We start from the raw sequence: 22,245 nt of genomic DNA, 5'->3' as shown, positions 1-22,245 counted from the left end.
GCAGCATCCGCACCCGTGTCACCGAACAACTGGGCATCGCCTACCCGATCATCCAGGGCGGCATGCAGTGGGTGGGCGTGGCCGAGCTCGCCGCGGCCGTGTCGAACGCCGGCGGCCTGGGCATCCTGACCGCGCTCACCCAGCCCACGCCCGAGGACCTGGGCCGCGAGATCGCGCGCACCCGCCGGATGACCGACAAGCCTTTCGGCGTGAACCTCACGATCCTGCCCTCGATCAAGCCGCCGCCGTACGCCGACTACGTCGAGGCGATCGTCGAAGGCGGCGTGCGCATCGTCGAGACCGCGGGCAACAGCCCCAAGGAATTCATCGCGCGCTTCAAGGAACGCGGCATCACCATCGTCCACAAGTGCACCACGGTGCGCCACGCGCTGTCGGCCGAACGCAATGGCGTCGACATGGTGTCCATCGACGGCCTCGAATGCGCGGGCCATCCGGGCGAGGACGACGTGGGCGGCCTGGTGCTTATCCCGGCCGCGGTGCGCGCGCTGGAGATCCCGATCATCGCCTCGGGCGGCATCGCCGACGGACGCGGGCTGGCCGCCGCGCTGGTGCTCGGCGCCGAGGGTGTGAACATGGGCACGCGCTTCTGCGTGACGCAGGAGGCGCCGATCCACGACAACATCAAGCAGGCGCTGGTGCGCGGCTCGGAGCGCGACACCGCGCTGCTGTTTCGCACGCTCAGGAACACGGCGCGCGTGTTCCGCAACGCCATCGCCGACGAGGTGCGCGCCATCGAGCAGCGCCCAGGTGGCTGCGAGTTCGAGGACATCCGCCCGCTGGTGGCCGGGGCGCGCGGCCGTGCGGCGCTGGCCTCGGGCGCGGTCGACGACGGCGTGATCTCGGCCGGCCAGTGCATCGGCCTGATCGACGACGTGCCCAGCTGCGCCGAACTGATCGAACGCATGGTCGCCGACTGCCGCGAGCGCCTCGACGTGGCCCGGCGCTTCGTCTCGTGAGCCCCTGGGCACCCGGGGAGCGCGGCGCCGCGCTGCAGGCGCTGGTCGCGCAGCTGCGGCTGGAGCAGCTCGAGCACAACCTCTTTCGCGGCAGCAGCAGCGACATCGGCGCGCCGGCCGTGTTCGGCGGTCAGGTGCTGGGCCAGGCGCTGATGGCCGCGGCCCGCACCGTGCCGCAGCATGCGGCGCATTCGCTGCACGGCTACTTCCTGCGACCCGGCGACAAGGCGGCCCCCATCATCTACGACGTCGACCGCATCCGCGACGGCGCGAGCTTCACCACCCGGCGCGTGGTCGCGATCCAGCACGGCGAGCCGATCTTCCACATGTCGGCCTCCTTCCATCGGCGCGAGGAGGGCGTGTCGCACGCGCCCGCAATGCCCGAGGTGCCGTCGCCCGAACAGACCGGCCCGCGCGAGGCCTCGCTGCGTGCGGTCGACGAGGTGTTCGACCTGCGCTTCGTCGACCCGCGCGACCCGGCCACCGCCGGTCCGCGCCCGGCCGTCAACCGCGCCTGGCTGCGCACCGCCGAAACCCTGCCCGACGACCCGGTGCTGCACCAGGCGCTGCTGGCCTATGTGTCGGACTACAGCCTGCTGGGCGTGGCCATGCAGCCGCACGGCCTGCACTTCAAGCAGCCCGGCGTGCAGGGCGTGAGCCTGGACCACGCGATGTGGTTCCACCGCGATTTCCGCTGCGACGACTGGCTGCTCTACGACACCGAGTCGCCTTCGGCCGCGCATGCGCGGGGCTTCTGCCGCGGCAGCCTGTTCAGCCGCGACGGGCGGCTGGTGGCGTCGGTGGCGCAGGAAGGCCTGATCCGCGTGCGGCGCTGAGGCCTCGGCAGCGGGCGGGGCTCAGGCCGTCATGGGCTGGCGCGCGAGGAAGGGCGCGATGTTGCGCATCGCGCGCTCCACATAGGTCTCCTTCTCGCCCACCGGCGCCACGTAGTGCAGGGCGCCGCTGGCCGCCTCTTCGCCTTCCAGCCGCGCGATCAGCCAGGCGGCCAGGTACTGCGCCGCCAGGCAGCCGCCCGCGGTCGCCACGTTGCCCTTGGCCACGAAGGGCCGGTCCAGCACCTCGATGCCCGCGTCCTGGACCCAGGGCTTGGTCGTCAGGTCGGTGCAGGCCGGCAGGCCGTCGAGCAAGCCCAGCCTGGCCAGCACCAGCGTGCCGGAGCATTGCGCGCCCAGCAGCTGCCGGGCCGGGTCGAGCTGAAGCTGTGCCATCAGGCCCGGGTCGGCGACCACCTCGCGCGTGAGCCGGCCGCTGCCGACGATCACCGCATCGGCGTCGCTGGCTTCGCGCAGCGTGGCCTGGGCCTCGACCACGACGCCGTTCATCGAGCGGACATGGCTGGCGGGGCTGGCGATCGAAACGCGCCAGCCGGGCTTCTGGACGCGGCGCAGGATGTTCAGCGCAATGAAGGAATCGAGTTCGTTGAAGCCTTCGAAGGTGAGGATGGCGATGTGCATGAGGGTGTTCCGGCGAGCGGTCGTGGGTGGAGGGTTCCGTCATCGTAGGAAGCACGTTCAATACAATCAAATAATTGTCATGAGTACATTGGTCCATGGCCCACGCCCGCTACAAGTCGCTGGTCGACACCTTCGCGGCCGAGATCCGTGAGGGCCGCCTCGCGCCCGGCACCCGGCTGCCCACGCACCGCAAGCTGGCGGCGCGCGAGGGCGTGGCGCTGGGCACGGCCACCCGCGTGTACGCGGAGCTCGAGGCCATGGGCCTGGTCAGCGGCGAGACCGGCCGCGGCACCTTCGTGCGCGAAGCCCTGCTGCCGCGCCACCTGGAGATCGACCCGTACGCCGTGGCGGCCGACACCACGGACCTGAACTTCAACTACCCCGCGCTGCCCGCCCAGGCCGGCATGCTGCGCAGCGCGCTTCGGCAACTCGCCGCCGATGCGGACCTGGAGGCCCTGCTGCGCTACCAGCCGCACGGCGGTCGCATGTCCGAGCGGTTCGCCGTCGCTCATCACCTCGCGGACCGAGGCCTGGCAGTGGATGCGTCCCAGGTCGCCATCGTGGCCGGCGCGCAGCACGGCCTGGCGACCACGGCGATGGCGCTGTTGCAGCCCGGCGACGTGGTGGCGGTCGATGCCTTGACCTACCCCGGCTTCAAGCTGCTGGCGCAGGCGCAGCACCTCGAGCTGGCGCCGCTGCCCGCGGCCGGCGCGGGGCCCGACCTCGATGCGCTGGAAGCGCTGTGCCGGCGCCGGCGCGTGCGCGCCGTGTACGTCATGCCCACGCTGCACAACCCTTTGGGCTGGGTGATGAGCATCGGCCGCCGGCGGCAGCTGGTGGCGCTGGCGCGCCGGCACGGCCTGCTGCTCATCGAGGACGCGGCCTATGCCTTCCTCGCCGCCGATCCGCCGCCGCCGCTGGCCGCGCTGGCACCGGAGACGACCGTGTACGTCTCGGGCCTGTCGAAGAGCGTGGCCACCGGGCTGCGCGTGGGTTTCGTCGCGGCGCCCGCGGCCTGGATGCCCAAGATCGAACGCGCGATCCGCACCACGACCTGGAACACGCCCGCCGTGATGACGGCCATCGCCTGCGGCTGGCTGGAAGACGGCACGGTCGCGCGGCTCGAGGCCGAGAAGCGCGCGGACGCGAGGCACCGGCAGGCGATCGCTACCGACGCGCTGGCCGGGCTGCGCTGCGTGCGCCATCCCGCGTCGTATTTCCTGTGGCTCACGCTGGCCGAGGAGGTGCGGGCCGACCGCGTGGCCAAGGCGCTGCTGGCAGAACGCATCGCGGTCTCGACGGCCGAACCCTTCGCGACCACCGCGCACGTGCCGCATGCCTTGCGCCTGGCGCTGGGTTCCGTCCCGCTGGAAGGCCTGGGCGCGGTGCTGCGGACGGTCCGGCGGGTGATCGAGGGGCAGACGTTCTGAGGGTGTTCGGATCCGTGAGCGCCCGCGAGGTCAAGCTCCGTTTTTTCTTGGTGATGATGGACGCGTGTGCTGGCCACGAAAGGCATGAGAACAGGTGTTTTTGTTGAGATAACAGAAAAATAGCACGGTAACAGTTGTTGTGTTATTGTGCGGAATTCGAGTTACCAAGGAAGGGATGTGAGCACCCTCGCAACTGCCGTTCTACGCTACCTTCAAGAGGTCCTGGGTGTCGAAGCCTCAGGTCTCAGGCCGTGGGCGCATTCGAACGAGCTGCCGTACTTTCTGCGCGACGCCTTCGAGTTTCATGAGCTGGCGTTGCTGGGCCAGCCCATCCTCCTCGCGACAGGGCGCGTCGAAGCGAAGCAGTCGCTCAAGGACGTTCGGATCTGGCTGGACAAGGTCAAGTCCCTGGCAGGATTGCCGGTGGTCTATGTGACCGATGCGCTGGCCTCGTATGACCGTCGGCGCCTGATCGAGCAAAAGATCTCGTTCGTCGTTCCGGGCAACCAACTCTATCTGCCGGATCTGGGCCTGGACCTGCGTGAGTATTTTCGGCAGCGCGCTCCGGCGGCGGAAGCGGCGCTGAGCCCGTCCGCTCAAGCGATGCTGATCACGGCCTTGCTGCGCCAGCCTTGGCAAGCCGATTGGCAGCCCTCCACGGTCGCAGTCGCCTTGGGCTACACGCCCATGACGCTGTCACGCGCAGTCAAGGAGCTGACGGCGGCCGGACTGGCCATCGCGTACACGGTCGGCCGCACGCGTTGGCTGCGAATGGAACTCTCGCCGGGCCAACTCTGGGAGCGTGCGAAGCCCGCGCTGCGAACGCCGGTCAAGCGCACGGTCTGGGTGGCAGCCCATGGGCGCGGTGCAGCGCGGCCTCAGCGCGTGGCGGGGCTGAGTGCGCTGGCGCATCGCTCGATGCTGACCGAGCCGCAATGCCCGGTGTTTGCCGTGACGGCCGCCGAATGGAAGGCCGCGACGGATGCCGGTGTGCGGACGTTGCCTGAGCCCGAAGCCGACGCGCAGGAATGGCAGCTGTGGCGCTACAGCCCGGCGTTGGTGCCAGACGCCATCACGGTGGATCCGCTTTCGCTGATGCTCAGCCTGCAAGACGCCCCCGACGACCGAGTCCAGCTCGCGTTGGACGAGTTGAAAGGGCAGCTTCCATGGTGAGAGGGCTGCGCATTTTCCAGGAGCGATTTGCGGGTCACGTCGACCAGTACGTGCTGATCGGTGGCACGGCAGCAAGCTTGACGATGGACGAGGCCGGGCTGTCGTTCCGAGCCACCAAAGACCTGGACATCGTGTTGCACGTGGAGGTGTTGACGCCGGCCTTTGGCGAGGCCATCTGGCAGTTTGTAGAAGATGGTGGCTACGAGATCCGCCAGGCCAGCGACACGGGACGACCGATCTTCTATCGATTCCAGAAGCCTGCTGACGATCGCTATCCGGCGATGCTCGAATTGTTCGCGAGAGCGCCCGACGGACTGCGACCCGCCGAAGGCAGTCGGCTGACACCGATACCGCTGGACGAAGCCGTTTCCAGCCTGTCCGCCATCCTGCTGGACGAGGGCTACTACGCATTCATCATGGCCGGGCGGCGCGAAGTCATGGGCCTGCCCTTCATTGGAGAGGATCGCCTCATCCCGCTCAAGGCCATCGCCTGGCTGGAGCTGACGGCGCGCAAGGCGCAAGGCGCCAGGGTGGATGCCAAGGATGTCCGCAAGCACCTGAACGATGTGCTGCGACTCGCGCAGTTGCTGGCGCCCGCCACACGCATTCCGCTCGACCCGAAGATCGGCAGCGACATGAGGCGCTTTCTGGTCGCGGTCGCAGCCGATACGTCCATCGATCCCCAGACGATCCAGCTTGGGAACGTCGCGATGGCCGACGTGGTGGCGCGTATCGCTCAGGCTTTCGGGATCGATTGGCCACCCCCAACCGGCGGATGACGAGCCAACGGCTGCCGGGACTGCAGGCACCGCGTTGACCCTGCGCACATCCATGCAAAATGAACCGCATCAAAGCATGGAACGAGCGAATGAACGGCCCCGACAACGACGCGCGAGAAGAAGACGGAACAGACCTGCATACCGCCTCCGAACCGGGCCAGCCGACCCCCGCGGTCGGGCCGGTGGTCGTCGAGATCGAAGCCGACCCGACGCTCGGCTATGCATCGATCCAGAACGCCGTGCCCGTCGTGCGGGCCCTGCGGGTCACGAACAGTGGTGCCGAAGCGCTCGAGCACATCGAGATCGCCGTGGCCTGCAACCCGCGCTTCGCCGAAGGCATCACGCTGCGCTTCGAGCGCCTGGCGCCCGGTGAATCTCGCCGCATCTCCCCGCTGGACCTGCGCCCGGACCACGCCTACCTCGCCCAGCTGCAGGAGGCCCTGACGGCCACGGTCGGCGTCACCGTCCGTGCGGGTGCGACGGAACTGGGGCGCGCGAGCCACGCGGTCGAGGTGCTGGCCTACGACCAGTGGGCCGGCACCCGCGCCTTGCCCGAACTGCTCGCGGCCTTCTGCATGCCCAACAACCCGGCCGTCGACGTGCTGGTCGGCAAGGCCTCGGCGCTGCTGCGCGAGGCGGAGCACGCGCTGTCGATGAACGGCTACCAGTCGAAGAGCCGCGAGGTGGTGTGGAAGCAGATATCGGCGCTCTACAGCACGCTGGCCGCGGCCGGCTTCCACTACGCCGAGCCGCCGGCCTCCTTCGGCAGCGACGGCCAGAAGATCCGCACGCCTGACCGCATCGTCGAGGCCGGCGTCGCCACCTGCCTCGACCTGGCCATGCTCTTCGCCTCCTGCTTCGAGCAGGCCGGGCTGCGGCCGGTGGTGCTGATCAAGGAAGGCCATGCCTGGGTCGGCGTCTGGCTGCACCCGACCAGCTTTCCCGACCCGCTGACCGACGACGTGCTGGCCGTGCGCAAGCGGGTCGACAGCGGCGAGCTGCTGGTGTTCGAGACCACGGGCATCGCGCGCCATCACAGCCAGCGCGCCAGCCTCCGGATTGCGATGGAGTCCGGCGGCGAGCACCTGCGTGACGAGGACGGCTTCCGCTACGCCATCGACATCCACCGCGCACGCGAGGTGCAGATCAAGCCGCTGCCGTCGCGCGCGGTGCCGGTCGAGCCGGAAAAGGGCCACACCGAGGTGCAAGCCGATGCGGTGATCGAGCCCATGCCGCCGTTGCCGGCGCTGGACCCCGCCGGGCTGGTGCTGGACCTGCCGGTCGACGACACGCCCGAAGGGCGCCTGGCCCAATGGAAGGCGCGCCTGCTCGACCTGACGCTGCGCAACAAGCTGCTGAATTTCAAGCTCACGAAGACCACGCTCAAGTTCGTCGCGCCCGAGCTGGCGCGGCTGGAAGACGTGCTGGCCGAGGGCAAGGACTTCAAGCTGCGCGCGGTGCCCGCGCTGATGGAAGGCGCCGACCCGCGCATGGCGCAGGTCCATGCCGACCGCGGCGGGCGTTCGCCGCTGGACGACATGGCGCTGCAGGCGCTGGACAACCGGGAGCTGCTGGCCGAGGTCAAGGCCGAGGAACTCGACGCCCGGCTGCTGGCCATCCACACCGCGGCGCGCACCGGCCTGGAAGAAGGCGGCGCCAACACGCTCTACCTGGCGATCGGGCTGCTGCGCTGGACGGAAGACGAGAAGTCCGAGCGCCGGAACATGGCGCCCATCCTGCTGGTGCCCGTCACGCTGCAGCGGCAGTCGGTGCGCTCGGGCTTCCGCCTCACGCGGCACGACGACGAAGCCATCGTCAACCCGACCCTGCTGCAGTTCCTCAAGGCCAGCTTCGAGTTGCGCATTCCGGGGCTCGATGCCTTGCCCATCGATGAGAAAGGCGTGGATGTCGAGCGCGTGCTGCAGGCCTTCCGCCTGGCCGTGGCCGAGATCAAGCACTGGGAGGTGCGCGCTGAGGCCTACCTGGGCCTGTTCTCCTTCACCAAGTACCTGATGTGGAAGGACCTGCAGGACCGCACCGAGCAGCTCAAGGCCAACCGCGTCGTCCGGCACCTGATCGACAACCCCGGCCAGCCTTTCGAGCGCCAGGGCGAGGCAGGCGAATTCGACCGGCTCGACCAGAGCTTCCAGCCGCAGGACATCCTGGCGCCGCTGCTGTCGGACTCGTCGCAGCTGAAGGCCCTCTGCGCGGTCGACACCGGCCGCGATCTGGTGCTCGAAGGCCCGCCGGGCACTGGCAAGAGCCAGACCATCACCAACATCATTGCGCACAGCCTCGGCAAGGGGAAGACGGTGCTGTTCGTGTCCGAGAAGATGGCGGCGCTGTCGGTGGTGCACCGGCGGCTGGAAGCCATCGGCCTCGGGCCTTTCTGCCTGGAACTGCACTCGGCGAAGTCGAAGAAGTCGGAGGTGCTCCAGCAACTGGGCATCGCGCTCGACGTGGCGGGCCAGCGCACGACCGAGGACTGGTCGCGCGAGGCCGAGCGCCTGGCGCAGCTGCGGCAGGAGCTCAACGGCCTTGTCGATGCGCTGCATCGGGCCTATCCGAACGGCCTGACGGTCTTCGACGCGATCGGCACCTGCATCGGCACACCGGCGAAGGAACCCTCGGCGATGCCCTGGTCGGACGCCATGACGCACCGGCGCGAAGACCTGGACGCGCTGCGTGAAGTCGCGCGCAGCATGGCGACGCTGGCCGGGTCGATCGGTGGCCTCGACGGCCATCCGCTGCGCCTGGTCGGCATGACCGAATGGAGCCCGACCTGGAGCGACAACCTGTGGGTGACCTGCCAGCAACTGGCGAAGCAGACCGAGACGCTGCAGGCCAGGGCCACCGCGCTGGCGCCCGTGCTGGGTTTCGACCCCGCCGGGCTGGGCATGGAGGGCCTGGCGCAGCTCGATGCGCTGGTCGACGAACTGCTGGGCGCGCCGAAGGTGCCGGTCAGCCTGGCGCGGCAGGCGCACGACAGCGGCGCGCGGGCACGCGTGAATGCGCTGGTGCGCCATGGCACGGCGCGGGCAGGACATTGGGCGCGCATCGGCGCGGGATGGACGCCCACCATCGCCAAACTCAATGGCGCCGAGCTGCTCGCCGAATGGTCTGCCGCCCGCGCGGCCTGGTGGCTGGGTGCGCTGCTCAAGAAGCGCGCCGTGACCGGCAAGCTCGCGGTCTTCCGCACCGATGGCCAGCGGCCCACCGCTGCGCAGGTCGAGGCCATGCTGCAGCCGCTGGTCGATCTCAACGAGGAAGACCAGTTGCTCCGCACGATGCAGGCCGAGGCCCAGAGCCTGCTGGACGAGGCCTATCAGGGCATCGGCACCGACTGGACGGCTCTGGCCTCGCACGAAACCTGGGCCAGGCGCTTCGCCGATGCCGTCGTGCGCTTGGCGGCCGGCGACGAACAGCGGACCGCCGCGCTGCGGTCGTTGCTGCAGCCGCTGGTGTCGGAGAACCGTGCCTTGCTCGAGCCCGGTGGCCGCGTGGCTCAGGACCTGCTGGCCTTCCGCGCGGCCTGGCGCGAGATGCGCGAAGGACTGGGCCAGGTCGAGGCCTTGGCCAGGCCGGTCGCACCGCTGACCGGCGAGGCCGACGCCGATGGCGCACTGCCGCGGATGCTGGGCGTGCTGGCCGGATGGCAATCGGCCAGGCCGCGCCTCCAGGCCTGGTGCCTGTGGCGCCATGCGCGCGACCGGGCCATTGCCAGCGGGCTGCAAGGCTTGGTCTCGGACCTCGAGGCCGGCGCGGTGGCGTTGCAGGACATCGAATCGCACTTCGAGTTCAGCTACCGGACCTGGTGGGCGAAGAAGGCCATCGACGTCGACCCGATCCTGCGTAACTTCGCCAGCGCGGAGCACGAACGCAAGATCCGGGACTTCCGTGCCGCGGACGCGAACTTCCAGAAGCTCACCGAGAAGTACCTGGCGGCCACGCTCGCGGCCAAGGTGCCGTCGTCCGCGGGCGTGGCGGCCAAGCCCACCAGCGAGATGGGCCGGTTGCTGCGCGAGCGGCAGAAGCAGCGGGCGCACATGCCGGTGCGCCAGCTGGTGCAGGCCATGCCGACCCTGCTGCCGCAGCTCAAGCCCTGCCTGCTGATGTCGCCGCTGTCGGTGTCGCAGTACCTCGATGCCGGCTTCTCGCAGTTCGACCTGGTGATCTTCGACGAGGCCTCGCAGATCCCGGTCTGGGACGCCGTGGGCGTGATCGCGCGCGGCAAGCAGGTCGTGGTGGTGGGCGACCCCAAGCAACTGCCGCCGACCAACTTCTTCAACAAGTCATCGGACAGCGACGAGACCGGCGCGGGCGACGACGAGCGCGTGGAAGACCTGGAGAGCATCCTCGACGAGTGCCTGGGCGCGGGCATGAACAAGCTCAGCCTGAAATGGCACTACCGCAGCCGGCACGAGAGCCTGATCACCTTCAGCAACCACCGCTACTACGAGGACTCGCTGGTCACCTTTCCCTCGCCGGTCACGGACGACCTGGCAGTGAAGTTCCAGCGCGTCGCGGGCGTCTACGACCGGGGCGGCAGCCGCACCAACCGGGCGGAGGCCGACGCGATCGTCGACGGCATCGAGGCGCACTACCTCGATCCGAAGCAGCGCGAGCTGACCCTGGGCGTGGTGACCTTCAACCAGACGCAGCAGGCCTTGATCGACACCTTGCTGGATGCGCGCCGGCGCGCCAACCCGGAACTCGACCGCGCCATCGCGGCCCAGACGCGGGAAAAGCTCTTCGTGAAGAACCTGGAGAACGTGCAGGGCGACGAGCGCGACATCATCTTCTTCTCGATCACCTACGGCCCCGATGCCACGGGCAAGACGACGATGAACTTCGGGCCGCTGAACGGGGAGGGCGGCCATCGCCGACTCAACGTGGCGATCTCCCGCGCGCGCGAAGGCGTGGTGATCTACAGCACGTTGATGCCCGAGCAGATCGACCTCGCGCGCGTGCGGGCCGCGGGCGTGCGCGACCTCAAGCACTACCTGGAATTCGCGATTCGCGGCGCGCGCGCCCTTGCGGAGCAGAGCGTGCCCACCGGCCGCGACCCGGACAGCCCCTTCGAGGTGGCCGTGATCAAGGTGCTGCGCGAGGCCGGCTGGACGGTGCATCCGCAGGTCGGCTGCTCCGGCTACCGGATCGACCTCGCGGTGGTCGACCCGCGGGCGCCGGGGCGCTACCTGGTCGGCATCGAATGCGACGGCCGCGCCTACCACTCCGGCGCCACGGCCCGGGACCGCGACCGTCTGCGCCAGCACGTGCTCGAAGGCCTGGGCTGGCACATCCATCGCGTCTGGTCGACGGATTGGTGGATGGACCCCCAGGGCGAGGTGCACAAGCTCACGCGCTTGCTGCAGGCGCTGACGGCCGAAGCGGACGAGGGCGAAGCTGCAGAGGGGGTGGTCGCGCCCTGATGGAAGGGCCGCGGCCCGAAGCGCGTCAGCGCCGCTTCGGGTTCCCGTGCGGATTAGGCCATCGATCCTGAGGCCCTTCGGTGCGCAGCAGCTCGCAGCTCGGCTGCCGGTAGTCCTCGTTCTTCCATTCGGGCGGCGTGCGCCAGATGGCGCGCCACAAAGCGACATGCAGCGGCAGGCCGTCGGCCTTCACGCGTTCCCAATCGTGCTTGAGCAGCAGCGCGATGCGCTCGATGAACACGTCCATGTCCTTCGCGTCCTGGAAACAGGCGATCGAAGTGCTCGAGGATCTGGGTGTCTACGGGGTCCTTGGGGTTGAGCGAGGTCGCCAACCGGGCGCGTAGTTGCCAGATCTGTCCGGGCGCCCGTGCGCAAGCAGCAGAGCGCGCCACAGCCGACGCCATCCCCCCGGAGCAAGAGTCCGGGCGCGCTGGAACAAGAAGCGTGGCGTCGGTCCGCTTAGCCTTTCTCCGCAGGCCGTTGCCACGGCCCACCTTCCTCGTGTTCCCCAGAGAAAAGCACCGCCATGACCTACATCGCCGCCGCCGAGCGCTACCAACAGATGCACTACCGCCACACCGGCCGCAGCGGGCTCAAGCTGCCCGTGCTGTCGCTGGGCCTGTGGCACAACTTCGGAGACAGCACGCCTTTCGAGCGCCAGCGCGACATGCTGCGCACCGCTTTCGATCTCGGCATCACACACTTCGACCTGGCCAACAACTACGGGCCGCCCTTCGGCAGCGCCGAGAGCAACTTCGGCCGCCACCTGAAGGAAGATTTCAGGACGCACCGCGACGAACTGGTGATCTCCACCAAGGCCGGCTGGAGCATGTGGCCCGGGCCGTACGGGCGCGGCGGCGGCTCGCGCAAGCACATCCTGGCCAGCCTCGACCAGTCGCTGGATCGCCTGGGGCTGGACTACGTAGACATCTTCTATTCGCATCGTTTCGATGCCGACACGCCGCTCGAGGAAACGGCCGCCGCCTATGCGAGCGCGGTGCGGCAGGGCAAGGCCCTGTATGTGGGCATCTCTTCGTATTCCGCCCACAAGACGCGCGAGTTCGCGGCGCTGCTGGCCTCGCACCAAGTGCCGCTGCTGATCCACCAGCCGGCCTACAACATGCTCAACCGCTGGATCGAGCCGGAGCTCACCGGCACGCTCGAGACGCTGGGCGCGGGCTGCATCGCCTTCACGCCGCTGGCACAGGGCCTGCTCACGGACAAGTACCTGAACGGCATCCCGGCCGATGCGCGGATCAACCAGCCGGGCGGCGATTCGCTGCCGGCCTCGCACCTGAGCGAACGCAACCTCGCGGCGGTTCGCAGGCTCGACGAACTTGCCCAGGCGCGCGGCCAGACGCTGGCGCAGATGGCGGTGGCCTGGATCCTGCGGGACCCGCGCATGACCTCGGTGCGCATCGGCGCGAGCAGCGCCCGCCAGATCCGCGAGAACGTGAAGGCGCTCGAGCGCCTGGACTTCACGCCGGCGGAATTGGCCGAGATCGACCGCCACCTGATCGATGGCGGCGTGAACCTCTGGGAAAAGCCGTCGACCGACCAGCGGATCTGAGCGATGTCCGGACTTGATCGCAAATGAACGAAAAACCGCCAAAAGAAGTCGATGCGGCGATTTGCAAGTTATGGGACGTATTGGAACAAGAGGGAGCGCAGTGGTCTGAAATAACCTGAAAGCACCGACGAGGCGAAAAGAGTGGAATGAATTCCGGATGCCTGTCGGAACTGCGTTTCTCCCACGTTGAAAACGCATGGTTCTTTCATCTCGGAACACTGAAGGTATTGAAATGATCAAGCGTTGTATTTTCGGTGCTGTCGCTGCCATCTCCTTTGCCGCGCAGGCTCAGAGTTCGGTCACCATTTACGGCATCATCGATGCCGGCCTGACCTACATCGACAATGAACGGGGTTACAGCGAATACCGATTTGCGGATGGTGCCAATTACGGCAACCGGCTCGGCTTTCGCGGCGCGGAGGATATGGGCGGTGGCCTGCGCGCGCTGTTCAACCTGGAAATGGGCTTCAACCTGAAGAACGGCACGCTGGCGCAGGGCGGTCGTGGCTTCGGCCGGCAGGCTTGGGTCGGCCTCGAGAGCGCATCGCTGGGCACCATCACCGCGGGCCGCCAGTACGACTTCGTGCGCGAGTACCTGACCCAGTTCAACTACGGCGGTTTCGCGAGCGTCTACGCGGGCCACCAGGGCGACTACGACCGCATCTCCGGCAAGCAGATGGACAACTCGGTGAAGTACCTGAGCCCGAGCTTCGGCGGCTTCACCTTCGGCGCCATGTACGCCTTCGGCGAGCAGATCGACGCCTTCAAGAAGAAGAGCCAGTTCAGCCTGGGCAGCGGCTACAAGAACGGCGCGCTGAGCATCGGCGCGGCCTACGTGCGCATCAACGACACCACGGTGTTTCCCTACGCCCAGACCGGCGTGTACTCGTTCATGGGCCTGCCCTCGGCGGCGCAGGGCCCGACGGCCAACAGCGTGGTCGACGTCTACCCGGTCACCGGTGCCGGCTTCACCGTCGACAAGCAGGAAGTGGCGGGCATCGGTGCGAGCTACAGGTTCGAGAAGTTCCTGCTGGCGGCCAACACGACGGCCACCCAATTCACCAAGGGCGCCAACAGCACCACGCAGAACGTCTACGAGCTCGGCGGCATGTACTTCCTCGACGGGCCGTGGGCGCTGGTGGGCGGCTACCAGCACGTGACCATGGAAGACGACAAGTGGAACCAGTACACCGGGGCGGTGCGCTACAGCTTCTCGAAGCGCACCACGGTCTATGCCTCGGTGTCGTACCTGCGCAGTTCGTCGACGGTCGATGCCTCGCAGGGCGCCGGCTTCTACATGCAGCCGTCGAGCGACAACGCACAGACGACCTACCGCGTCGCGTTGGTCCACTCGTTCTGAAGGCCGGGGCCGATGAACCCGTCCATGCCCTTGCGCTACTGGTGGCTGTGCGTCTTTCGAACGCCGCCGGCTTCCCTGCCGTCGTCGGCATGTGAATTGCAGCAGGCCCCTGAGCTCGGCATGTCGACTGCATCCCCTTTGACCGCTCCGTCCGAAAGAACCCCATGACCACCGTCGAAACCCTTTCCATTCGAAAACTCAAGGACAACTACGGCGCCGAAGTGCTCGGCATCGATGTGTCCGCCGGCGACGCCGAGACCCTGCGGGAGGTGGTGAACACCTTCAACCTGCACGGCGCGGTGCTGCTGCGCGGCCAGTCGCTCACACCCGAACAGCTGGTGACCTTCGCGCGCGCCTTCGGCGAGCCCGAGGGCCACACCATCAAGGAACACACGATGCCGGGCTTCCCGGAGATCTACATGCTCTCCAACCGCGAGGTCGGCGGCAAGCCGATCGGCAGCCACCGCGACGGCGTGGGCTGGCACACCGACTACTCCTACAAGGCGCAGCCGGTGATGTGCACCATGCTCTATGCGGTCGAGGTGCCGGCCGAGGGCGGAGACACGCTGCTGGCCGACATGTGCGCCGCCTACGACGCGCTGCCCGAGGAGAAACGTGCCGAGCTCGACGGGCTGAAGGTGCACCACAGCTACGAGCATCTGATGACCACGCGGCTCTATGCCAAGCGTGAACTCTCGCCCGAGCTCAAGGCCGAGAACCCCGACGTCATCCATCCGCTGATCCGCACCCATCCGGCCAACGGCCGCAAGGCGCTGTGGCCCAGCAGCGGTACGGTGAAGGGCGTGGTCGGCATGGACAACCCGCAGGGCGTGGACCTGGTCGAGTCGCTGGTCGAATACGCGACGCAGCCGGAGTTCGTCTACCGCCACCAGTGGCAGGTGGGCGACCTGCTGGTCTGGGACAACCGCTGCTCGCTGCACACCGGCTCGCTGTTCGACGACAAGAAGTACATCCGCGAGGCCCATCGGCTCTGGGTCAAGGGCGACAAACCTTACTGATCCGCTTCGCCGCCGCCTTCGCCGTGTCCCGTCGCGCCGGAGGTTCTCTTTTTACGCTGAGGAGCCGCCATGATCCCCCGCCGCCAATTCACGCATTCCGTTTCCACCGGCCTCGCCGGCCTGCTGCTTGCGCAATGGGGCCTCGACGCCAGCGCCGCGGCCGAGCAGGTGCGCATTGCCTATCCGATCGATGTGCCGAGCTGGGACCCGAGCAGGAGCGCCGCACCGAATCCCACGGCGCTGTTCAAGTGCGTGTTCGACCAGCCGCTGGAATACACGGCCGATTCGAAGCTGCAGCCCGGCGTGGTCACGGCCTGGGAATGGCTCGACAAGGACGGGCTGGTGCTGCAGCTGGACTTCCGTGACGACGTGTACTTCCACAACGGCGACAAGCTGACGTCGGCGGATTTCAAATTCACCTTCTTCGACCGGCTGCGCGCCGAGAAGGGCCTGCAGCTGAGCTTCATCTGGAGCGGCATCACGGCCATCGACACGCCGACACCCACGCGGGCGATCGTGCGCTTCGCCAAGCCGATGGTGACCGCGCCGCAGTTCCTTGGCTACAGCGCGGCCTTCATCCTGCCCAAGGCCTACTTCGAGAAGGTCGGGCTCGAAGGCTTCCTCGCCAGACCCATCGGCTCGGGCCCCTACAGGCTGGTCGACCATCAACGCGATTCGAGCATCACGCTCGAGGCCTTCGACAAGTACTGGCGCGGGCCCGCGAAGATCAGGAAGCTCGTCTTCCAGGTCGTGAAGGACCCGACCACGCGCGTCTCGGCCGTGCAATCGGGGCAGGTGCAGGTGGCCGTGGCGCTGCCGATGCGCGAAGCGTTGCGCCTGGGTCAGAGCAAGGGCCTGGCCAACAGCCTCACGCCGACGGTCGATACCTACCTGATCCAGATGGTCAACAGCGGCCCGTTGGTCGACAGGAACGTGCGGCTCGCGATGCACCACGCGATCGACAAGCAGGCGATCTCCAAGGCTTTCTTCAACGGCATCGCGGCGCCGCTGTCGACCGCGGCCGCGCCGGGCACGCCGGCCTATGCGCCCGACTATCGCTTCGCCTTCGATCCAGCCCAGGCGCAGGCTCTGCTCAAGGCCGCGGGCTACGGGCCGCAGAAGCCGGCGCAGTTCCGTTTCTTCGCCACCAACGGCATCTACCCGAACGACTTCGAGATCGCGCGGGCCATCGTGCAGATGTGGAAGAGGGTCGGCATCGAGGCGGCGCTGGAGGTGATCGAGACTGCGCAGTACTACCCCAAGGTGCAGGCCGGCAAGCTCGAGGGCCCAACGCTCTGGTTCTGGACCAATGCCACCGGCGACCCGGAGCTCTCGGCCGGCTACTACCTCGATCCCAAGAAGAGCTTCTCGGTCTGGCGCAGCGCCGACGTGTCGGCCCAACTCGATCCGCTGCTGGTCGAACTCAACGACGAGAAGCGCGTTGAGGGCTATCGGAAGTTCCATGTCTGGGCGGTGGAGCAGGGCTATTCGCTGCCGCTGGTCCAGGGCGTGTCGACGGTCGTCTATGCCAAGGCCGAAGCAGCCTACAAACCCTTCAAGAACGGTTGGATCCTGCCGTATTACTGGCAGGCGGCCTGAGGACCCTGTTCGAGTCTCGAAAAGCCGCGGTGCCGAATTGGCGGACCGCGGCTTTTTCGCGTCCGCTCCAGAGCGATGGCGCGGTTCTCGCTACGGCCTGGATGTCATGTTCCGCTGCCTTCTTTCTTCGATCGCCCCCGGCCCAAGATGGTGCACACCCAGGCCATTGGCCGTGCGCCTGACGGCAAGACCCATTCGGGGTCGACTCCTAAGATCGTTTCATCCAAAAGCCTTTCTTTTCGGAAATTCGATTTCCGCCAAAAGAATCCATCCTGAAAGCGCAGCAATGACTTTTCACCCCACGGACCAATTCTTCGAAGAACTCGACAGCTCGGTCTTGTCCGTTCAAAAAGCGCAGGCATTGCCACCGGTTTGTTATACGGATCGAAATTTCTACGAATTCGAGAAGGAGGCCGTTTTCAATCATGAATGGCTGTGCGTCGGCCGCGAATCGTGGGTGACGAAGGCCGGCGACTACTTCACCACGAAGATCGTCGGCGAGCCGCTGGTGATCGCGCGCAACCGCGGGGGCGAGATCAAGGCCATGTCCTCGGTGTGCCAGCACCGCGCGATGCTGGTGGCCGAGGGCCACGGCAACGCAAAGGCCTTTCTGTGCCCGTACCACCACTGGGCCTACTCGCTCGACGGCGAGCTCATCGGTGCGCCGGCCATGGAGCAGACCGCGGGGTTCGACAAGAAGGCCTTCTGCCTGCCGACCCTGAAGGTCGAGGTCTGGCAGGGTTTCGTGTTCGTGAATTTCGACCCCGCGGCCCAGCCTCTGGCGCCGCGCCTCGCGGAAGTGACCGAGGCGCTGGCGAACTTCGACCTGGCCAGCCTCGACGGCCCGCGCCCCGACAAGCCGGCCCATTTCGCCTGGAACTGGAAGGTCATGTTCGAAAACAACAACGACGGCTACCACGCGAACCGGCTGCACCACGGTCCGCTGCACGACTTCGTGCCAAGCGCGATGGCGAGCTTCCCGGACCTGCCCGAGACCACGGCCGGCTATTACCGCTTCAACGGCACGCTGCATCAGGACGCCAGCTTCAACGCCACGCAGAAGGCGATCCTGCCGGTGTTCCCAAAGCTCACCATCGAAGAGCGCAACCGCATGATGTTCGCCAACATCCCGCCGACGCTGTCGCTGGTGATGATGAGCGACATGGTGATCTACATGATCCTGCGCGCCGACGGTCCCGAGACGCATGAGATGGACACCGGCCTGCTGTTCGCCCCCGGCGCCATGCAGGACCCGCTGTTCCAGCAGCGCATGGCGATGAACATGCATGCGGCGAACGAGATCATCGCGCAGGACCTGCATGTCGACGCGCTGGTGCAGGTCGGCCTGCGCTCGCGTTTCGCGACCCGCGGCCGCTACTCGTGGCAAGAGCAGGCGCAGCGCGAGTTCAACAACTGGCTGGTGCCGCGCTACCAGGCGGCCTGGAAGGCCAGCGGGAAGAAGGGCGTGCGCATTCCGATTCAACCGGTTGCCGACACGGCGTCGGCGCACAGCTGCTGAGCGCCACGGCCGAACGCACCCCATGTCCACTTCCTCCGCGCTTTCCCGCCCTGTGGCGGCCGGTCACCTGGGTGCCATTTCAGGCCGGGCCGTCCGCGCCCTGCCGACCCTGTGGCGCATCCTCTGGCGCATTCCGATGCTGCTGTTCCTCGCGGCGCTGGTGTTCTTCGTGCTGCGCGTGCTGCCGGCCGACCCGATGGGCATGCTGTTGCCGCCCAGCGCGACGCCGGCCGACGTGCAGGCGCTGACCGCGGCGCTGGGGCTCGACAAGCCGATCCCGGTGCAGTTCGGCATCTGGCTCAGCAACGCGCTGCACGGCGACCTGGGCCGCACGATGCAGTCGGGGCTGGCGGTCACGCCGCTGATCCTCAAGGCGCTGCCCACCACGCTGCAGCTCATCGCCTGCGGCCTGCTGCTGGGCATGGTCTTCGGCATCGGGGGCGGGCTGCTGGCCTTCCGCTACCGCGGCACGCGCATCGAGCGCGCGGTGGAGGTGGTCAACAGCATCTCGATCTCGGTGCCGGAGTTCCTCTGGGCCATCCTGCTGATCCTGGGCGTTGGCATCGGCTTGCAGTGGCTGCCCTTCCTCGGCCAGCTCGATGCCGGCCTGATGGTGCAGCCCGTGACCGGCTTCCTGTTGGTCGATGCGCTGGTGGCGGGCGACTTCGCGGCGCTGTGGAGCGCGATGAAGCACTTGGCGCTGCCTTCGATCGCGCTGTCGCTGGGCATCGCGCCGCCGCTGATGCGCATCCTGCACTCGAGCCTGCTCGAGGCCTACACCGAGGACTACGTGGCCGCGGCCCGCCTGCGCGGCCTGAGCGAGAACCGCATCCTGGTGCGGCACGCGCTCAAGAACGCGGCGCTGCCGACGGTCAGCATGCTGGGCATCCAGGCCAGCACGGTGATCGGCGGCACGCTGCTGATCGAAACCATTTTCGGCTTTCCCGGCATCGGCAGCCTGATGGTCAACGCCATCGGCGGCCACGACCTGCCCATGATCCAGGGCCTGGCGCTGACCTATGCCGTCGCCGTGCAGGCGGTGAACATGGTCACCGACGCGGTCCTGCTGCTGCTCAACCCTCGACTGCGCACGCCATGAGCACCTTGTCCCTCTCCGCGCCGGCGCCGATGCGGCGCGTTCTCGGCGAACCCCGCGTCGCGATCGGCGCCGGCCTGTTGTTGCTGCTGATCGCGCTGGCGGTCTTCGCACCCTGGCTCGCGCCGCACGGGCCCAACGAACAGGACCTGCTCAGCACCTTGCTGCCGCCGGCCTGGGCACCAGGGGGCGATCGCGCCTTTCCGCTGGGCACCGACGCGCTCGGGCAGTGCGTGCTGTCGCGCCTGATCTACAGCACCCGCGTCACGGTGATCATCGCGCTCACCGCGCCGCTCGGGGCCGCGCTGCTGGGCTGCGCGCTGGCGTTGATCGCGGGCTACCGCGGCGGGCGCATCGAGTGGGCGATCCTGCGCATGGTCGACCTGTGGATGTCCTTTCCCGCGATCGTGCTGGCACTGGTGCTGATGGTCGCGCTCTCGCCGGGTCTGCTGAACGTGATCATCGCGATCATCCTGGTCGACTGGACGCGCTTCTGCCGCGTGATCCGCGCCGACGTGGTGGTGCTGCGCCGCAAGGACTACGTGGCCGCCGCGCGCATCACCGGCGCCTCGCACTGGCAGGTGGTGATGAAGGACATCGTGCCGGGCATCCTGCCCACGCTGATCTCGCTGATCAGCCTGGAGATGGGCATCTCGGTGGTGGCCGAGAGCATCCTGTCTTTCGTCGGCATGTCGGTCGAACCCAATGTTCCGACCTGGGGCGTGATGATCGCCGACGGCCTGAAGAGCGTCTTCAGTTCGCCCTGGGGACTGATCGCGCCGGTGCTGTGCACGGTGCTGACCGTGCTCGCGACCACCTGCCTCGGCGACGGCCTCCGCCGCACGACCGATCCCCGCCTGTTCAACCGTTCGGGGAGCTGAGCGATGAGCCTTGCCCATGCCATCCCCTTCGAACCCGTTGCATCGCCGCTGCTGCCCATGCAGGTCCAACCCGCGGACGACACGCTGCTCGAAGCGCGCGGCCTTACTGTCTCCGCACCGGGCCGGCCCGAGCGCCTGCAGGTGCTGCGCGACCTGAGCTTCACCTTGCGCGCCGGCGCCACGCTGGGCCTGGTCGGCGAGTCGGGCGCCGGCAAGAGCATGATCGGCCGCGTGCTCGCGCGCCATCTGCCCGACGGCTTCTCGGTCGATGCAGGCTCGCTGCATTTCGGCCGCGACGACCTGCTGGGCATGCCGGCCGACGACCATCGCCGCCTGCTCGGATCGCGCATCGCCTTCATCCCGCAGGAGCCGATGACCGCGCTGAACCCGGTGCTCACCATCGGCCAGCAGCTGCAGGAACACCTGCTGCGCCTGGGCGTCGCGAAGAACGAATGGCGCGAGCGCGCGACCGCGATGCTGGCCGAGGTGCGCATCCACCAGCCCGCGCAGGTGCTCGACAAGTACGCTTTCCAGCTCTCGGGCGGCATGTGCCAGCGCGTGATGATCGTGATGGCCTTTGCGGGCGACCCGCAGCTGGTGGTGTCCGACGAGGCCACCACCGCGCTCGACGCGAGCACCCAGGCGCACATCGTCACGCTGATCCGCGGCCTGCAGGCGCGGCGCGGCACCGGCGTGATCTTCGTGACGCACGACCTGGGTCTGGCCGCGCACGTGTGCGACGAACTGGTGGTGCTCTACGCGGGCGAGATGGCCGAGCGTGGCCCGGCCAAGCAGATCTTCACGCGCTCGCTGCATCCCTACACGCAGGCGCTGCAGCGTGCCAACCCGCACCTCACGGGACCGCGCCGGCTGCTGTTCTCGCTGCCGGGCCAGATGCCGGGGATCAGCGACTTTCCGTCGTTGAAAGGCTGCCGCTTCCAGCCGCGTTGCGCCGTCGCGACCGATGCCTGTGCCACCAGCGTGCCGCCGATGCGCGAGGTGTCGCCCGATCATCATGTGCGTTGCGTGCACGGTGCGGCCGCGCCCGAACCGCTCCTGGCCGCAGACGCGAGCGATGCGACGATCTTCCACGCGCCGCGCATGAGCGAGTCGCCGTTCCTGCAGGTGCAGGGCCTGTCGAAGACCTACCGGCCACGCGGAGGTTGGCTGCGGCGCGACAGCGCCGTGCATGCGGTGAAGGACGTGCACCTCAGCATCGCACCCGGCGAATTCGTCGGCATCGTGGGCGAGAGCGGCAGCGGCAAGTCGAGCCTGGCCCGGCTGGTGATGGGGCTGGAGACGGCGAGCGAAGGCACGATCCTGCTCAACGGCCGCGCACTGGTCGCCAAGGCCGAGGACTGGGAGCGCCGTATCGCCTCGATCCAGATGATCTTCCAGGACGCGCGTTCGGCCCTCAACCCGAGGCGCCGCGTGCAGAGCCTGGTCACGCAGTCGATGGAGAGCCGGCCCAACCTGCACAGCGACCGAGAGGCGCGCGCCCGCGAACTGGTGGGCGACGTCGGCCTCGCGCCCGACATGCTCGCGCGCTTTCCTTCGCAGATGTCGGGCGGCCAGCGACAGCGCGTGAACATCGGCCGCGCACTGTGCGACCTGCCGCAGCTGCTGGTGGCCGACGAGATCGTCTCGGGGCTCGACGTGTCGGTGCAGGCGCAGATTCTCAATCTGCTGCTGCGCATTCGGCGCGAACACAAGATTTCGCTGCTGCTGATTTCGCACGACCTCGCGGTGGTGCGCTATCTGTGCAGCCGCGTGCTGGTGATGCACCAGGGCGTGGTGGTCGAGAGCGGCGAGACCGAGCGTGTGCTGGCCAATCCGCAGCACGACTACACCCGCAGCCTGCTCGCGGCCGTGCCGCCGCGCGACCTCGGCCAGCGCTGGCCGGTGTGAGCGCGCGCGGGGCGCCAGCCCTCAAGT

At 67.9% G+C, this 22,245-nt stretch carries 16 protein-coding genes; 14 read left to right on the top strand and 2 right to left on the bottom strand.

Annotated features, from left to right (window positions below):
- Positions 1-5: 5 nt before the first annotated feature.
- Both ACSFBC_RS02205 and ACSFBC_RS02200 read left to right on the top strand, forming a co-directional pair.
- Positions 6-977 carry an NAD(P)H-dependent flavin oxidoreductase gene (locus tag ACSFBC_RS02205; RefSeq protein ID WP_435509249.1) on the top strand — a complete coding sequence of 324 codons (972 nt, stop codon included), beginning with the start codon at positions 6-8 and terminating at the stop codon, positions 975-977.
- The gene (locus ACSFBC_RS02200; RefSeq protein ID WP_435508668.1) at positions 974-1,813 is read left to right on the top strand and encodes an acyl-CoA thioesterase; all 840 of its coding nucleotides are present in this window, start codon (positions 974-976) and stop codon (positions 1,811-1,813) included. Before ACSFBC_RS02205 ends, ACSFBC_RS02200 begins: the two co-directional genes overlap by 4 nt.
- A gap of 21 nt (positions 1,814-1,834) precedes the next feature.
- Here the strand turns inward: ACSFBC_RS02200 and ACSFBC_RS02195 are convergent, their stop codons facing one another.
- Positions 1,835-2,452: a DJ-1/PfpI family protein gene (locus ACSFBC_RS02195; RefSeq protein ID WP_435508667.1), complete on the bottom strand. Its 618-nt coding sequence runs from the start codon at positions 2,450-2,452 to the stop codon at positions 1,835-1,837.
- A 95-nt stretch (positions 2,453-2,547) separates the two neighbouring features.
- Between ACSFBC_RS02195 and ACSFBC_RS02190 the strand changes: the two genes are divergently transcribed.
- The 4 genes from ACSFBC_RS02190 (at position 2,548) to ACSFBC_RS02175 (ending at position 11,266) form a co-directional block, all read left to right on the top strand.
- Positions 2,548-3,882 (top strand): aminotransferase-like domain-containing protein, encoded by a 1,335-nt coding sequence (locus tag ACSFBC_RS02190; protein WP_435508666.1) that lies wholly within the window; start codon positions 2,548-2,550, stop codon positions 3,880-3,882.
- A gap of 177 nt (positions 3,883-4,059) precedes the next feature.
- Positions 4,060-5,055 (top strand): hypothetical protein, encoded by a 996-nt coding sequence (locus tag ACSFBC_RS02185; RefSeq protein WP_435508665.1) that lies wholly within the window; start codon positions 4,060-4,062, stop codon positions 5,053-5,055.
- Positions 5,049-5,834 (top strand): hypothetical protein, encoded by a 786-nt coding sequence (locus ACSFBC_RS02180; protein WP_435508664.1) that lies wholly within the window; start codon positions 5,049-5,051, stop codon positions 5,832-5,834. The genes ACSFBC_RS02185 and ACSFBC_RS02180 overlap by 7 nt, the downstream gene beginning before the upstream one ends.
- Positions 5,835-5,923: 89 nt before the next feature.
- Entirely contained in the window at positions 5,924-11,266 is a 5,343-nt protein-coding gene (locus ACSFBC_RS02175; RefSeq protein ID WP_435508663.1) for a DUF4011 domain-containing protein, read from the top strand.
- A gap of 25 nt (positions 11,267-11,291) precedes the next feature.
- Here the strand turns inward: ACSFBC_RS02175 and ACSFBC_RS02170 are convergent, their stop codons facing one another.
- Complete coding sequence (locus tag ACSFBC_RS02170; protein WP_435508662.1) at positions 11,292-11,513, bottom strand: hypothetical protein; 222 nt, start codon at positions 11,511-11,513, stop codon at positions 11,292-11,294.
- Positions 11,514-11,792: 279 nt separating this feature from the next.
- On the opposite strand from ACSFBC_RS02170, the gene mgrA reads away from it, so the two are divergent.
- The 8 genes from mgrA to ACSFBC_RS02130 all read left to right on the top strand — a co-directional run bounded on the left by mgrA (position 11,793) and on the right by ACSFBC_RS02130 (position 22,218).
- The gene (mgrA, locus tag ACSFBC_RS02165; RefSeq protein WP_435508661.1) at positions 11,793-12,836 is read left to right on the top strand and encodes an L-glyceraldehyde 3-phosphate reductase; all 1,044 of its coding nucleotides are present in this window, start codon (positions 11,793-11,795) and stop codon (positions 12,834-12,836) included.
- A 232-nt stretch (positions 12,837-13,068) separates the two neighbouring features.
- Positions 13,069-14,196, top strand: coding sequence for a porin (locus tag ACSFBC_RS02160; RefSeq protein ID WP_435508660.1), 1,128 nt, complete (start codon positions 13,069-13,071; stop codon positions 14,194-14,196).
- Between the two features lie 164 nt (positions 14,197-14,360).
- Complete coding sequence (locus ACSFBC_RS02155) at positions 14,361-15,215, top strand: TauD/TfdA dioxygenase family protein (protein WP_435508659.1); 855 nt, start codon at positions 14,361-14,363, stop codon at positions 15,213-15,215.
- A 69-nt stretch (positions 15,216-15,284) separates the two neighbouring features.
- Positions 15,285-16,814 (top strand): ABC transporter substrate-binding protein, encoded by a 1,530-nt coding sequence (locus ACSFBC_RS02150; RefSeq protein ID WP_435508658.1) that lies wholly within the window; start codon positions 15,285-15,287, stop codon positions 16,812-16,814.
- A gap of 286 nt (positions 16,815-17,100) precedes the next feature.
- On the top strand, positions 17,101-18,333 hold the full coding sequence (locus tag ACSFBC_RS02145) for an aromatic ring-hydroxylating oxygenase subunit alpha (protein WP_435508657.1): 1,233 nt from the start codon (positions 17,101-17,103) through the stop codon (positions 18,331-18,333).
- Positions 18,334-18,355: 22 nt separating this feature from the next.
- Complete coding sequence (locus ACSFBC_RS02140) at positions 18,356-19,432, top strand: ABC transporter permease (RefSeq protein ID WP_435508656.1); 1,077 nt, start codon at positions 18,356-18,358, stop codon at positions 19,430-19,432.
- Positions 19,429-20,310, top strand: coding sequence for an ABC transporter permease (locus tag ACSFBC_RS02135; RefSeq protein ID WP_435508655.1), 882 nt, complete (start codon positions 19,429-19,431; stop codon positions 20,308-20,310). The genes ACSFBC_RS02140 and ACSFBC_RS02135 overlap by 4 nt, the downstream gene beginning before the upstream one ends.
- A 3-nt stretch (positions 20,311-20,313) precedes the next feature.
- The gene (locus ACSFBC_RS02130; RefSeq protein ID WP_435508654.1) at positions 20,314-22,218 is read left to right on the top strand and encodes a dipeptide ABC transporter ATP-binding protein; all 1,905 of its coding nucleotides are present in this window, start codon (positions 20,314-20,316) and stop codon (positions 22,216-22,218) included.
- Positions 22,219-22,245 lie beyond the last annotated feature (27 nt).

The organism is Variovorax frigidus, assembly GCF_051216515.1.
Lineage (GTDB): Bacteria > Pseudomonadota > Gammaproteobacteria > Burkholderiales > Burkholderiaceae_C > Variovorax.
This window is presented reverse-complemented; position numbering and strand designations above follow the sequence as displayed.